The organism is Candidatus Nitrosarchaeum limnium BG20 (genome assembly GCF_000241145.1).
GTDB classification, from domain to species: Archaea; Thermoproteota; Nitrososphaeria; order Nitrososphaerales; family Nitrosopumilaceae; genus Nitrosarchaeum; species Nitrosarchaeum limnae.
In genome coordinates this window covers 1-3,105 of record NZ_AHJG01000263.1, presented here as the reverse complement: position 1 = coordinate 3,105, position 3,105 = coordinate 1, and the positions used below count along the sequence as shown (strand labels likewise).

The 3,105-nt window shown below is 30.2% G+C and carries 4 protein-coding genes and 1 tRNA gene; 3 read left to right on the top strand and 2 right to left on the bottom strand.

Features of this window, described 5'->3' with window-relative positions:
- Positions 1 to 62: 62 nt before the first annotated feature.
- Positions 63 to 134, bottom strand: a tRNA-His gene (locus BG20_RS09315).
- A 281-nt stretch (positions 135 to 415) separates the two neighbouring features.
- Here BG20_RS09315 and BG20_RS09310 point away from each other — a divergent pair.
- The 3 genes from BG20_RS09310 to BG20_RS09300 all read left to right on the top strand — a co-directional run bounded on the left by BG20_RS09310 (position 416) and on the right by BG20_RS09300 (position 2,595).
- The gene (locus BG20_RS09310) at positions 416 to 1,432 is read left to right on the top strand and encodes a magnesium transporter CorA family protein (protein ID WP_010194373.1); all 1,017 of its coding nucleotides are present in this window, start codon (positions 416 to 418) and stop codon (positions 1,430 to 1,432) included.
- Between the two features lie 364 nt (positions 1,433 to 1,796).
- Entirely contained in the window at positions 1,797 to 2,069 is a 273-nt protein-coding gene (locus tag BG20_RS09305) for a hypothetical protein (protein ID WP_007402284.1), read from the top strand.
- A 100-nt stretch (positions 2,070 to 2,169) separates the two neighbouring features.
- Positions 2,170 to 2,595: a universal stress protein gene (locus BG20_RS09300; RefSeq protein WP_010194370.1), complete on the top strand. Its 426-nt coding sequence runs from the start codon at positions 2,170 to 2,172 to the stop codon at positions 2,593 to 2,595.
- 53 nt (positions 2,596 to 2,648) lie between these two features.
- Here BG20_RS09300 and BG20_RS09295 read toward each other — a convergent pair.
- On the bottom strand, positions 2,649 to 3,105 hold a 457-nt coding region (locus BG20_RS09295), incomplete at its 5' end, for a transaldolase family protein (RefSeq protein ID WP_010194368.1).

The following is a 3,105-nucleotide window of genomic DNA, read 5'->3' as shown; positions in this document are numbered from 1 at the left end:
AGTAGAATTTCAAATACTGAAAAGATTCCTATACAGTACAGAAAATTAAACTGAAAGGTATGGGCCCTCGAGGGGAATCGAACTCCTGTCCGGGGATCCACAGTCCCCTATACTAGCCACTGTACTACGAGGGCCACAAAAAAAAGAAATTATTTGTCCTGTAATAATCTTTGATTTTAGCTTGATGAAAATGAGCCTGTAGATTTATTATTAACCACTGAAAATTATAAACATGAGATTTTGGTGGATAGCCATGGCAATAACAATTGGACTTACATGGGTTGGAGTTAATTACTTACTGCCATGGAAATAATCTGAAAATTGACAATAGATTATTGTTTCATATGAATTGAAAAAAACAGTTGATCAAAATAATCGATCGCTTTAAATTTGTTAGAAAAAGTCATCATTCAACTTGAAAAGAGGATTTATCACCAATAGATTACATGTTGGGAAAAAATCAGCAAGTTCTACAGTAGAACGAAAAATAGAAACAATTCAAGGTAAGAAATTTTTATGGATAGATTTACAAAATCCAGATAGAAGTGATGTTGAAAAAGTATCAGAACAGTATCATTTCAATGCATTAAACATTGAAGACTGTATGACCAAGTCAGAACTTCCAAAATTAGACAGTTATGATGAACACTTTTTTGTGATATTGCATTTTCCTTCACTATTACGACAGCCGGGAATTTCAAGAAACAGTCAACTGTCAATATTTATTGGAAAAGATTTTCTAGTCACTGTTCATCAAGGAGACTTGAAGCCATTAGTTGATCTGGTAAGTATTTGTAAAAATGATTCAGATCAACAAAGAAAAGAAAGACTACTTGGAAAATTACCTGGTAATTTACTTCATGAGATAATAGATATTTTAGTTGATGATCTTTTACACATATCAAGAAAAGTTATTGCAAATTTAGATGATCTTGAAGATGAAGTATTTGATGAGACAAAGTCTGCTGCACGAAGCATTGCATTACTTAGAAGAGAGATCAATGTAATGAGAAGAATAGCAAATCCATTGAAAAAATTTGTGTTAGAAATTGCTAAAAACATTAAAAGATTTTCATATGAAGAAGATATTGTATTGTATTTTGATGATGTGATTGACCATATTGATAAAGTGATTGAAACACTTGAGGAGTCAAGAGAAACCATGGAAATTTACAAAGATACAGATTTCATGCTTAGTACTGAAAAAACAAACAAAGTACTAGCAGCATTAACGATTATTTTCACATTTGCAATACCAGGTACGGTAATTGGGACATTTTATGGTATGAACATAAATTTGCCTGGAGGAATAAATGATCATTCTACAGTTTTTGGTCCATATACATCATTTATCATTATAATTCTAGCATCATTAATACCAGTAATTCTAATGTTTATTTATTTTAGAAAACTTGGCTGGATCAATAAGTGAAAAAAAATTTAATCCAGTTATTGTTCATGTAGATTAATTTATACCATAATTAATGGTAAGTTTAGAATCTGAAATTACAACTGATGAAGATTAACATGAATATTTGTTGAGATCTTGTTCATAAAGTGAGATGAATTGTGAATCTACAAAAAATTCAATAGAAAAAATTGGAGCGATAGTAATTAAATGAAAAAACAATGAGTTATTTTTTTGAATATATCAAATCACAATTTCAAAAAGATTAAGAAGATATCATCAAAATTTGATGGTGTTATCGTTAATTGGTTAGAAGATACTAATAGATCCTCAAAATTTTTTATAGTAAAATGAGCTTAATTAAATACAAGATAAAGTAATTACAATTATGGGAAAAATTAGAATTAGAACAGGTAGAGGTACCGGAACAAAGGAAATCGATGACGGAGAAAAAGCTTGGGCGGGAGATGCATATAAAAAAGTCCAAGAAGAGAAGAAAAAACAAGCAGCAAATAGAATGGTTCACACAGGCAGAGGTACAGGTGCAAAAAGATTAGGAGATTTACCTGAATCAAAACCTAGACCTTCAACTGAAGGAATGACAAGAATTACGGGTAGAGGAACAGGTTCTAGAAAGAGCACTAACAAAGGTTCATCATAAAAAACCTTATTTTTCATTTTTATTCATATTATTTAAGATACCATTCAAGAAACTGAAAATATGAATCATCTTTAATTAGCAAGATAATTTTAAATCATCATTGAAAAAAATTAAAAACATACTAGTCCCACTTGATGGTTCAAAATCATCGTTAAAGGGATTAAGATTAGCTTCAACTATTGCAAAATCATCAAATGCAAAAATTATAGGCATAAATGTTGTCAGGTATTCACTAGGATTTCATTTTCCAGTTTCATCTGAAATTAAGAAAAAAAATACCAAAGAAGCAGAATCGATAATTTTAGAAGCCAAAAAGAGTGTAATGAAAGATAAAGTCATATTTATAGGAAAAATTCTAAAAGGAGAAAATATTGGAAAAACAATTTTTGATTTTTTGAAAACCAAGAAATTTGATCTTATTGTAATAGGTTCAAGAGGACCAAATCCTGGTGCGGAGGTATTTCTTGGAAGTGTTGCAAATTATTTACTTCATAAATCAAAGATACCTATTACTATAGTAAAATAATTCATTTGAATAGAACTAGAAAATTAAAAGTGGTTATTTTTTGGATTTATAGATTAAATTCTGCTGTTTAGTTTTTTCCAGTCGGATAGAAAATTTTCTAGTCCAATATCAGTCAAGGGGTGTTGTAACATTTTATCTAAAACTGCTGGAGGTAAAGTAACAACATCTGCACCAATTTTTGCAACATCAATCACATGCATTGGATGACGAATACTTGCAACAAGTATCTGAGTTTTAAATTCCGGATAATTCTTAAAAATAGTTTTAATGTCTTGAATTAAAGACATCCCATCTTGACCAATATCATCTAATCTACCAATAAATGGACTGACGTATTTTGCACCAGATTTTGCAGCAAGTAATGCTTGATTTGGAGAAAAAACTAACGTAACATTAACAGGTATTCCTTGTAATGAAAAGGACTTGCAAGCCTTCAAACCATCAGGAGTCATCGGAACTTTTACAACTACATTTTTACCATATTCACGTAAACGTTTACCCTCCTCTATC